The sequence below is a fragment of the Delftia sp. ZNC0008 genome (genome assembly GCF_000799035.1).
Taxonomy (GTDB): domain Bacteria; phylum Pseudomonadota; class Gammaproteobacteria; order Burkholderiales; family Burkholderiaceae_C; genus Comamonas; species Comamonas tsuruhatensis.
In genome coordinates, this window is the sequence record NZ_JTKZ01000755.1 from 1 (window position 1) to 9,263 (window position 9,263).

The 9,263-nt window shown below is 64.8% G+C and carries 11 protein-coding genes; 3 read left to right on the top strand and 8 right to left on the bottom strand.

The annotated features are described in order from the left end of the window. Positions 1 to 135 precede the first annotated feature (135 nt). Entirely contained in the window at positions 136 to 771 is a 636-nt protein-coding gene (locus L995_RS24590; protein WP_012202181.1) for a pseudouridine synthase, read from the bottom strand. Between the two features lie 4 nt (positions 772 to 775). Continuing rightward, complete coding sequence (locus L995_RS24595) at positions 776 to 1,684, bottom strand: LysR family transcriptional regulator (RefSeq protein WP_046240704.1); 909 nt, start codon at positions 1,682 to 1,684, stop codon at positions 776 to 778. Between the two features lie 76 nt (positions 1,685 to 1,760). Between L995_RS24595 and L995_RS24600 the strand changes: the two genes are divergently transcribed. The 3 genes from L995_RS24600 (at position 1,761) to L995_RS24610 (ending at position 4,140) form a co-directional block, all read left to right on the top strand. Beyond that, positions 1,761 to 2,234: a CidA/LrgA family protein gene (locus L995_RS24600; protein ID WP_046240705.1), complete on the top strand. Its 474-nt coding sequence runs from the start codon at positions 1,761 to 1,763 to the stop codon at positions 2,232 to 2,234. A 5-nt stretch (positions 2,235 to 2,239) separates the two neighbouring features. Next, positions 2,240 to 2,932 carry an LrgB family protein gene (locus L995_RS24605; RefSeq protein WP_013800125.1) on the top strand — a complete coding sequence of 231 codons (693 nt, stop codon included), beginning with the start codon at positions 2,240 to 2,242 and terminating at the stop codon, positions 2,930 to 2,932. A gap of 893 nt (positions 2,933 to 3,825) precedes the next feature. Continuing rightward, positions 3,826 to 4,140, top strand: coding sequence for a hypothetical protein (locus tag L995_RS24610; RefSeq protein ID WP_047474015.1), 315 nt, complete (start codon positions 3,826 to 3,828; stop codon positions 4,138 to 4,140). Between the two features lie 55 nt (positions 4,141 to 4,195). Here the strand turns inward: L995_RS24610 and L995_RS33430 are convergent, their stop codons facing one another. The 6 genes from L995_RS33430 to L995_RS24630 form a co-directional block, all read right to left on the bottom strand. After that, entirely contained in the window at positions 4,196 to 4,477 is a 282-nt protein-coding gene (locus tag L995_RS33430) for a hypothetical protein (protein WP_133073283.1), read from the bottom strand. A 123-nt stretch (positions 4,478 to 4,600) separates the two neighbouring features. Beyond that, entirely contained in the window at positions 4,601 to 4,894 is a 294-nt protein-coding gene (locus L995_RS33435) for a hypothetical protein (RefSeq protein ID WP_156136131.1), read from the bottom strand. After that, on the bottom strand, positions 4,891 to 5,664 hold the full coding sequence (locus L995_RS31495) for a hypothetical protein (RefSeq protein WP_133073285.1): 774 nt from the start codon (positions 5,662 to 5,664) through the stop codon (positions 4,891 to 4,893). The genes L995_RS33435 and L995_RS31495 overlap by 4 nt, the downstream gene beginning before the upstream one ends. 226 nt (positions 5,665 to 5,890) lie before the next feature. Continuing rightward, on the bottom strand, positions 5,891 to 7,339 hold the full coding sequence (locus L995_RS24620; RefSeq protein ID WP_047474016.1) for an aldehyde dehydrogenase family protein: 1,449 nt from the start codon (positions 7,337 to 7,339) through the stop codon (positions 5,891 to 5,893). 36 nt (positions 7,340 to 7,375) lie between these two features. Further along, positions 7,376 to 8,713 carry an enolase C-terminal domain-like protein gene (locus L995_RS24625; protein ID WP_047474017.1) on the bottom strand — a complete coding sequence of 446 codons (1,338 nt, stop codon included), beginning with the start codon at positions 8,711 to 8,713 and terminating at the stop codon, positions 7,376 to 7,378. 45 nt (positions 8,714 to 8,758) lie between these two features. Beyond that, a partial coding sequence (locus L995_RS24630) for an NAD(P)-dependent oxidoreductase (protein ID WP_047474019.1) occupies positions 8,759 to 9,263 on the bottom strand: 505 nt, incomplete at its 5' end.

Consider the following 9,263-nt stretch of genomic DNA (forward strand, 5'->3'; position numbering starts at 1 on the left):
CCGCGTATTGCAGCGCCTGTGGCCGCTGCTGGCCGGCAGTGTGGAGCGCGTGGAGGTGGGCGAGGCGCGGCGCTTTCATCCGTGGCTCGGCCTGCAGCGCTGGAAGGCTGTGGCACCTACCGACAATCCGGAGCCCTAGGCGGGCTCCACATCCTTCCACTGGCCGGGCTCCAGGCCGTCCAGCGTGTAGGGCCCGATGGCCGCGCGCACCAGCCGCAGCGTGGGGTGGCCAATGGCCGCCGTCATGCGGCGCACCTGGCGGTTGCGGCCTTCGCGGATGACCAGCTCGATCCAGCAATCGGGAATGTTCTGGCGCACGCGGATGGGCGGGTCGCGCTGCCACAGCACGGGCGGCGGCTCCAGCCGGCGGGCCTGCGCGGGCAGCGTCATGCCGTCGTTGAGCTGCACGCCCTGGCGCAGGGCCTGCAGCGCGGCCTCGTCGGGCAGTCCCTCGACCTGTACCCAGTAGGTCTTCTCCATCTTGAAGCGCGGATCGGCGATGCGCGCCTGCAGCGGGCCGTCATTGGTCAGCAGCAGCAGTCCTTCGCTGTCGGCGTCGAGCCGGCCTGCCGCATGCACGCCCGGCACGTCGATGTATTCCTTGAGGCCACGCCAGCGGCCCTCGGGGGTGAACTGGCTGAGTACACCGTAGGGCTTGTTGAAGCACAGCAGGCGTGAGGGGCCGGTGTCGGGCCGGTCGGCGAAGGCGGTCTGCAGGCGCCGGGATGGGCCCGCAAAGGAGCGCGAGGGAGGGCGTTTTCTGGGTTGCATGGACTCAGCGATTGTCGTCGGGATAGACCGCACGCACGCACTCCAGCCAGGCCCTCGCCGCGCGTGACAGATAGCCGCTGCGCCACAGCTGCACCACGTCCCAGTGCAGTTCAGGCCCCACCAGCGGGCGGCTGGACACGCGCCGGGGGTCGAACCGCGCGATCACGTGCTCGAACATCACGGCCACGCCCACGCCTTCTGCCACCAGGTCGCCGATGAAGTCCCAGTAGCGCGTCTGCAGCCGCACCTGTGGGCTGAAGCCTGCCGCCGCGCAATGCTCCAGCACGGCCTGGTGCAGGGCGAAGTCCGAGGTGTAGAACACAAAGGGCCGCCGGGCCAGCTCGCTCCAGTGCACGGGTGCGTCCGGGTCGGGCACCTCGTGCGCGGCAAAGGCCACGCGTGTCTTCTGGTGGGCGATGGTGCAGTACTCCAGGCCCTCTCCGGCCAGGTCACCACTCGCCTCGCCCGCGCCGTGCAGGCCCAGCGCCATGTCCAGCTTGCCGTCCAGCAGCAGCTGGCGCTGGGCGCGTGCGCCCTGCTCCTGCACATGCAGTTCCACGCCCGGATGCAGTTGCTGAAAGCGCGCGATCACGGGCGCCATGTAGTGCCCGGCCGTGGGCATGATGCCCACGCTCAGGCTGCCGCGCGCAATGCCGTCCACCTCGGCCACCTCCTGCAGCAGCTGGCGTGACTGCTCCAGCACCTGCAGGCCGCGCGCATGGACCACCTGGCCCGCGTCGGTCAGTTGCACACCGCGCCCCTCGCGCAGCAGCAGCGGGCCGCCCAGCTCCTCCTCCAGCGCCCGCACCATCTTGCTGATGGTGGGCTGGGTCACATGCAGCGCCTCGGCCGCACGCGTGAAGCTGTTGCAGCGCACCACCTCGACAAAGTAGCGCAGCGCGCGCAGGTCCATGAGGATTCCTTTTGTGCATGGGAAAAATGGAGATTATTCATTTTACGAATCTGAGTGCAAACCCTAGGATTGCCCCATGTCAAAGATTTCCGCCACGCCCGTCCTGCGGCCGCAGGTGTTTCAGGGTCTGCTGCACCGCTGCTGGCCGCTGCTGCGCGGCGTGCTGCAGGTGGGGCTGCTCAGTGCGCTGTGGGTGGCCATGGAGGCCGTGCGCGCCCATTTCGGCTGGGGCATGCCGGCCGGGCTGATCGGCTTCGCGCTGCTGGCCACGGGCCTGTTCAGCGGGCTGGTCAAGGCGCGCTGGCTGCAGGGCGGCACCAACTGGCTGCTGGCCGAGATGCTGCTGTTCTTCGTGCCCGCCATGCTGGTCGTCACCGAATACACCGAGCTGATTCAGCACCAGGGTCTGCGCATCCTGGGCGTCATCGTGGCCAGCACGGCCTGCGTGATGGCCGCCACGGCGCTGGCCGTGGACCGCGTCTACCGGCTGGAGCTGTGGCTGGCCCGGCGCCGCTCCACGCGCGCCGGGCTGCACAGGGAGCAGGAATGAACGCCATGTCCGACCAGGCCATCGGCCTGCTGTCGCTGCTGGCCACGCTGGCCTGCTATGCGGCCAACAAGCGCGTGTACCGCCGCCATCCGCATCCGCTGCTCATGCCCATCGTCGCCACGCCCATGGTGCTGATCGCGCTGGCGCTGCTGACCCATGTGCGCTACCCGCAGTACATCGCCCAGACGCACTGGCTGGTCTGGCTGCTGGGCCCCACCACGGTGGCCTTTGCGCTGCCCCTGCACGAAAACCGCCACCTGCTGCGCAAGCACTGGATGTCGATCGCCACCGGCGTGCTCGTGGCCAGTGGCGTGTCCATTGCCACCACCATCTGGTTCGCACAGGCCTTCGGACTGCCCGTGGACCTGCAAAAGGGCCTGGCCGTGCGCTCGGTGACCACCCCCTTCGCCATCGAGGCCGAGCGCGTGCTGGGCGGGCCCACCGACCTGGCCGCGCTGTTCGTGCTGCTCACGGGCGTCAGCGGCATGCTCATGGGCGAGACCATCCTGCGGCTGCTGCCGCACGTGCGCAGCAAGCTGGCTGCGGGCGCCATTCTGGGTGGTGCCGCGCATGGCAGCGGGGTGGCGAAGGCGCGGCAGTTTGGGGATGTGCAGGCGGTGGTTGCTTCGTTGGTGATGATGATTGCGGGGGCGTTGAATGTGGTGGTGGCGCCTTGGGTGCGGGTGCTGTTTTTCTGAAGTGATTTGCTGAAGTGATGCGGGAGCTGCCATCCTTGACCGGGGTTTGATGGCTGGGGCTTTTGGGGGCCTGGCTGTCTTTGGGTTTGGGGCGGGATGGGGCTGCCCGTGAGGGCGTCCGCATGCCTGGCACATGGTCTTGACTCCCGCCCACCTTGTTTGCTTTTGGCTTAGGTGCAATCTTTTGCCCCTGCCGGGTGGTTGTTTTTCGAGGCCGGGTCTCGGCCCGGCGGCCGACCTCCTTTTCTTTGATTCGTCAAAGAAAAGGAGGCAAAAGAAAGACGACCCGAATGTCCGCGACCCCTTCGCTGCGCTGCGGGGCAACCTGCGCCGTGGCGGTTGCGGGGTTCGCCGTGAAACTCACTTCGCGCTGCGCGCTACGTTCAAACAATCACGGCGAGTCAGGTGACGAAGCAGTCCTGTCCTTCGGCAGGACTGCAACCCCGCAACCGCCCCGGCGCAGGCGCTGACATACGGGGAGTTGGTGCGGGCCTTCGCTGCGCTCGGCCCGGGGCTTTGGGGCGCTTGCCATCCTGAAAGTCTCTATCATTGCGGCAGCCCCCTGTTCAGGGGCTGGTGCGTAAGAACACCTTTAGAGTAAGCGGCGCTGCCTCCCCGTTAGCGAGGCCTTGTCACGTCTGATCACTCGGAAAGAGTGGGCATAGCGCCCGCTCGTCCATGCGGTTTTGGGCGGGATGGGGCTACCCGCAAGGGCGTCCGCACGGCTTGCTCTGTGTTCTTAACATCCCGTCCACCTGTCTGTGCGTAAGAACACGGGTCGGTGGGTTCGATCTCAGCAAGGAGCACGAAACCATGTACGCCGTTTTTCTCTCGGCCTTCTCCATCCAGTGTGCGCGCCGTCCAGGCGTGCCTGCCATGAGAGAGGTCGCGCCATGAATACCGCATCCACAATCCCCACCCAGCCCACACCGCAGCAGTTGAGCCATGCCGTGACCGAAATCGGCCGGCTGACGCTGCAAGGCAGCAGCGAGGTGTATTCCCTGGGCCAGCTGGCGCTGGCCTGGCTGGAGCGGCCCGAGGGCCATCGCAATCTGGAGGTGGTGGCCAATGCGCTGCAGGCCATTTGCGGGGCTGCGCAGCGGATGGAGGAGCTGGTGGAGGACGAGGTCAACCACGTGCATTGCCTGCAGGAAGACCCGGCGTATCTGCGGCGAATGGCGGCTGCTGCGGCGGCGTTTCAGCGCTGATTCAGGCTTTCTTGTGACAGGCCTGCCGGGGCATTGCGCCCCGGGTTTCTGCAAATCAATCCAGGTCAGTTAGTTTCTTGAACCTTCCTGATTTATCCCATCCCCGGCCCTTCTCGCAGGAGACCTGTGCATATCCAAGATCCTTTCTTAGGATGATGTCTTCGCTGATGGCACATATTTCTCCTTTTTCCAACACGAAGGCGACAATCAATGGATGATTGTTGTTTTTATAAATATCCACGGTATCCATTGCCTCCCATTGGCCCGTTGGCTCATAACTGCAGGCGGTCAATGCTATTGCGGAGATGATTCTGGTAGTGTTGGTGATTATTCTCATTAAATAGTCTCCCTAAGGTTGGTTCTATTGTTTTGACTATTCAATTTCGAACTGACTTCATGCACTTTTGTCTGATTTTTGAGTGACCGCTATATTTTTTGATGGCTGCTCAGGTATATAATTTTATTCACTCAATTTCTTGAATTTTCCTGTTATCTCCCATCCACTCCCCTTTGCGCATGAGACCTGTAAATAGCCCAAGTCTTTTCTGATAACGGGTTTTTTACTTACAGCGCAAATCTCACCTTTTTCTATAACGAATGCAATTTTCAACGGATGGTCATTTGTAGTGTAGACATACAAATCTTCTGTTGCTTCCCATTGCCCTGCGGGCATATATTCGTCGGAGTTGCTGCATGCGCTCATTATGGTGGCAATGAAGGCTGTTGCATATGCTGCGAAAGCTCTTGATTTCATGGATTCTTCTGGTAATTGATTCTTCTCAAAATTCTATTGGATCTTGAGATTATGATCAATAACTCCTTTGGTGAAACCAAGCGCGAAGTAGATGGCGACATTTGAAACCGCGGGTCGTGTGCCAGAATCCCAACTGACTCCAATACCTCTGCAACATTGGTTGAGCAACTATTTTCGGTAAGGCTGTACGGTTTTTGAGCAGCAACCCGCTTTTCAAGTTCTGCTTTGATTTTCGTCTTTTCCTCGCGAGACACTCTCAGCACCAAGCCAGTGACATCTCTTTTGACGGTTGCCAAATTCGATGAAAGATATTGCTCGCGCTCCAGTACAGCATATCTTGTTGGAGCCTGACTGTAGGTCTTCCCATCAATATCGATTGCAGCATGTCCCCACTGTGATCCCGGCCTGGTGAGAAGTGCGTCGTAAATGAACACCTCGATCGTAGGCTCCTCGATCATCGGCTCCGGCCCCATGAATTGCGCCATGCGCCGTTCGTAGCCAAAGATTGCCGGAGGCTGGGCCAGCAGTTCGAACATGCGGGTCGCGGGTGCAATCCGGCCCTGGGTCATGACGGGCGAGCCGGACAGTTGCTGGAAGGTGGCGATTGAGCGCTCCAGTGCCCTGGACCATCTGCCGTCCTCGCGCAGCAGTTTGCGGCAGGGATCGCGCTGCATATGTCCGTTGAGCAATTGCTGGACAGTGAACACGTCTTTGGGATGATTCATTGCCGCCCGCCCCACGGGGCCGGAAATTCTTGCAGTTGTTGCCATGGTCTCCCTCCGGTATGGACGCCGGCCGGCTGAAGCCGGCTCTCACGTTGAGGAAGATGCTATGCAAGGCCCTGGTGCAATGGAAGGGGCGGTTCGCACTTTCGCGCACGGGATTTGACTGTGGGCGCAACGACGAATGAAAAAACGCCATCCGCATCGTTTTGTTGCGGATGGCGTCAGGGATGAAAGCAGTCGCCAGGTCCTGGCGGCTGCTTTGGGGCCTGCCTCAGGCCAGCGTGTAGGCGGTCTTCACCGTCGTATAGAACTCCTGCGCATAGCGGCCCTGTTCGCGCGGGCCGTAGCTGCTGCCTTTGCGGCCGCCGAAGGGCACGTGGTAGTCCACGCCGGCCGTGGGCAGGTTGACCATGACCATGCCGGCCTGGCTGTGGCGCTTGAAGTGGGTGGCGTGCTTGAGGCTGGTGGTGGCAATGCCTGCGGCCAGGCCGAAGGGCGTGTCGTTGGCCACGGCCAGGGCTTCCTCGTAGTCCTTGACGCGGATGACGCTGGCCACGGGGCCGAAGACTTCCTCGCGGTTGATGCGCATGGCGGCCTGGGTGTCCACGAACAGGGTGGGCGCCATGTAGTAGCCCTTGTTGCCGCTGCCGGTGTGGCAGGCGGCGGCTGAGCCGCCGGCAGCCAGCACGGCGCCTTCGGCCTTGGCGATTTCCACGTAGCTCAGGTCCTGCTCCAGCTGGGCCTGGCTGACCACGGGGCCCATGTCGGTGCCTGCGGCGCGGGCGTCGCCCACCTTGATCCTGGCCATGCGGGCCTGCAGGGCCTCGATGAAGGCGGGGTAGATCCTGTCGGTGACGATGAGGCGGCTCGATGCCGTGCAGCGCTGGCCCGTGGAGTAGAAGCCGCTTTGCGCGGACAGCTCCACGGCCTGGGTGAGGTCGGCGTCGTCCAGCACGATCTGCGGGTTCTTGCCGCCCATCTCCAGCTGCACCTTCTTGCCGCTTTCCACGCAGGCGCGGGCAATGCCGCGGCCCACGCCGACGGAGCCGGTGAAGCTGATGGCGGCCACGTCGCTATGGCGCACCAGGGCATCACCGATGACACGGCCCGGGCCCATGACGAGGTTGAAGACACCGGCCGGAATGCCCGAGCGGTGAATGATGTCGGCCAGCGCCCAGGCGCTGCCGGGCACGAGGTCGGCGGGCTTCAGGACCACGCAGTTGCCGAAGGCCAGGGCCGGGGCGATCTTCCAGGCGGGAATGGCGATGGGGAAGTTCCACGGCGTGATCAGGCCCACCACGCCGACGGGCTCGCGCGTGATTTCCACGCCGATGCCGGGGCGCACGGAGGGCAGGGTTTCGCCGGCCAGGCGCAGGCATTCACCCGCGAAGAACTTGAAGATCTGGCCTGCACGGCCGACTTCGCCAATGGCTTCGGGGCGGGTCTTGCCTTCCTCGCGCGCCAGCAGGTCGCCCAGCTCTTCCTTGCGGGCCAGGATTTCGTTGCCGATCTTGTCCAGGGCGTCGTGGCGGGCCTGGATGCCCGAGGTGCTCCAGGCGGGAAAGGCCGCGGCCGCCGCGGCGATGGCGGCTTGCACATCGGCGGCATTGCCCTGGGCGTACTCGCCGATCACATCGGACAGGTCGCTGGGGTTGGTGTTGGCGCTGTAGCCGTCGGCGGCCTTCCATTGGCCGTTGATGAGGTTGTCGTAGCGGGACATGAGGTGCTCCGGGAAAGGGGTAACGGAAGGAAGGGGTCAGCGGACCATGCAGGGGCGCTTGTTGTCGAAGGTCCAGCCGGGAATCAGGTACTGCATGGCCATTGCGTCATTGCGCGCTCCCAGGCCGTGCTCCAGGTACAGGGCGTTGGCGCGCTGCAGCGCGGCGCGGTCCACGGTGACGCCCAGGCCCGGGGTCTTGGGCACCTCGACGAAGCCGCCCTTGATCTGCAGCGGGTTCTGGGTGAGGTACTGGCCGTCCTGCCAGATCCAGTGCGTGTCGATGGCCGTGACCTTGCCGGGCACGGCGGCGGCCACGTGGGTGAACATGGCCAGCGAGATGTCGAAGTGGTTGTTGGAGTGCGAGCCCCAGGTCAGGCCCCAGTCGCGGCAGGTCTGGCCCACGCGCACGGAGCCGGCCATGGTCCAGAAATGCGGGTCGGCCAGGGGGATGTCCACGGACTGCAGCGACAGCGCATGCACCATCTGGCGCCAGTCGGTGGCGATCATGTTGGTGGCCGTGGGCAGGCCGGTGGCGCGGCGGAATTCGGCCATGACTTCGCGGCCCGAGAAGCCGTTCTCGGCGCCGCAGGGGTCTTCGGCATAGGCGAGCACGCCGTGCATGTCGCGCATGAGGCGGATGGCGTCCTTGAGCAGCCAGCCGCCGTTGGGGTCCAGCGTGACGCGCGCCTGCGGAAAGCGCCTGGCCAGCGCGGTGACGGCCTCCACCTCCTGCTCGCCGGCCAGCACGCCGCCCTTGAGCTTGAAGTCGTTGAAGCCGTAGCGCGCATGCGCCGCCTCGGCCTGGCGCACGATGGCGGCCGGGTCCATGGCGGTCATGTGGCGCACCTGCGTCCAGTCGTCGCTGCCGCTTTGGTCTTCGCCGGGCTGGACGTAGGGCAGGTCGGTCCTGTCGGTGGGGCCGGTGAAGAACAGGTAGCCCAGCATCTCCACGCGGTCGCGCTGCTGGCCTTCGCCCAGCAGGGCCGCCACGGGCACGCCCAGGTGCTGGCCCAGCAGGTCCAGCAGGGCCGACTCCACGGCGGTGACGGCATGCACGGCAATGCGCAGATCGAAGGTCTGCAGGCCGCGCCCGCCTGTGTCGCGGCCGGCCAGGGCCTGCTGCACGTTTTGCAGCAGCTTGAGGTGGTTGCCCACGGACTGGCCGATGAGCAGCGCCTTGCTGTCCTCCAGCGCCTGGCGTATGCCTTCGCCGCCAGGCACCTCGCCCACACCGGTGTGGCCCGTGCTGTCGTGGATGAGCACGATGTTGCGCGTGAAGTAGGGCGCATGCGCGCCGCTGAGGTTCATGAGCATGCCGTCGCGGCCGGCGACGGGAATGACTTCGATCTCGGTGATGGTCGGGGTGGAGGACATGGCGTGCTCTTGGATCGTTTGGATCGGTCTCTGGGAAAAAAAGGGCTATGCGGTGGCGGCGGTGGCCGGCTGCTGCGCGGCCGACCAGGGCACTTCGGCCTCGGGCCGGCCCGTGGCGATGAACTGCGCCAGGTTGCGCAGCACAAGGTTGGCCATGGCGCGGCGGGTTTCGTGCGTGCCGCTGGCGATGTGGGGCGCAAGCACCACGTTGTCCTGCGACAGCAGCTCGGCATGGGGGCGGGGCTCGTCCTCGAACACATCCAGGCCCGCGCCCGCGATGCGGCCCTGCTGCAGGGCCTGGACCAGGGCGGCCTCGTCGACCACGCTGCCGCGCGCCACGTTGACCAGAAAGCCCTGCGGGCCCAGAGCGTCCAGCACCTCGACGTTGACCAGGTGCTGCGTGCCGTCGCCGCCTGCGGCCGTGATGACGAGGAAGTCGGCCCAGCGCGCCAGCTCCAGCAGCGAGGGCTGGTAGAGGTGGGGCGATCCCTCGACCGGGCCGCGGTTGTGATAGGCCACCTCCATGTCGAAGCCGGCCGCTCGGCGCGCC

Coding starts and splice junctions, on each gene's coding strand:
- L995_RS24610 (WP_047474015.1), top strand. CDS start 3,826: ATGAATACCGCATCCACAATCCCCACCCAGCCCACACCGCAGCAGTTG.
- L995_RS24605 (WP_013800125.1), top strand. CDS start 2,240: ATGTCCGACCAGGCCATCGGCCTGCTGTCGCTGCTGGCCACGCTGGCC.
- L995_RS33435 (WP_156136131.1), bottom strand. CDS start 4,894: ATGAAATCAAGAGCTTTCGCAGCATATGCAACAGCCTTCATTGCCACC.
- L995_RS24595 (WP_046240704.1), bottom strand. CDS start 1,684: ATGGACCTGCGCGCGCTGCGCTACTTTGTCGAGGTGGTGCGCTGCAAC.
- L995_RS33430 (WP_133073283.1), bottom strand. CDS start 4,477: ATGAGAATAATCACCAACACTACCAGAATCATCTCCGCAATAGCATTG.
- L995_RS24625 (WP_047474017.1), bottom strand. CDS start 8,713: ATGTCCTCCACCCCGACCATCACCGAGATCGAAGTCATTCCCGTCGCC.
- L995_RS24620 (WP_047474016.1), bottom strand. CDS start 7,339: ATGTCCCGCTACGACAACCTCATCAACGGCCAATGGAAGGCCGCCGAC.
- L995_RS24600 (WP_046240705.1), top strand. CDS start 1,761: ATGTCAAAGATTTCCGCCACGCCCGTCCTGCGGCCGCAGGTGTTTCAG.
- L995_RS31495 (WP_133073285.1), bottom strand. CDS start 5,664: ATGGCAACAACTGCAAGAATTTCCGGCCCCGTGGGGCGGGCGGCAATG.
- L995_RS24590 (WP_012202181.1), bottom strand. CDS start 771: ATGCAACCCAGAAAACGCCCTCCCTCGCGCTCCTTTGCGGGCCCATCC.